The sequence below is a fragment of the Photorhabdus noenieputensis genome, assembly GCF_018448935.1.
Classification (GTDB): Bacteria; Pseudomonadota; Gammaproteobacteria; order Enterobacterales; family Enterobacteriaceae; genus Photorhabdus; species Photorhabdus noenieputensis.
The window spans coordinates 1-213 of record NZ_RCWC01000231.1 but is presented as its reverse complement, the minus strand read 5'-3'; the positions used below and the strand labels follow the sequence as shown (position 1 = coordinate 213).

Here is a 213-nt window from a genome sequence, read left to right as displayed (position 1 = left end):
GTGACAGTTGGGTTTCCAGCACCGCGATATCGGTATCGGCATCTTCCTCAAACTGACTGCGTTTGGGACCGGCAGGCAGGGTTTCGCTGTGCGCGCCAAAACGCCAGCGTTGCGCCTGTTTCAGGGCCTCTTCCAGCTGGCGAATATAATCACATTGTTGCTGAAGCAGCGCCAGTGCCCGCAGGCGGAACTGGCCGGGGTCATCCAGCGCGA

Annotated in this window: 1 protein-coding gene; it reads right to left on the bottom strand. The window is 60.1% G+C overall.

Annotated features, from left to right (window positions below):
- The coding region (locus tag EAE91_RS23960) for a transposase (protein ID WP_244869040.1) at positions 1–213 on the bottom strand (213 nt) is incomplete at both ends.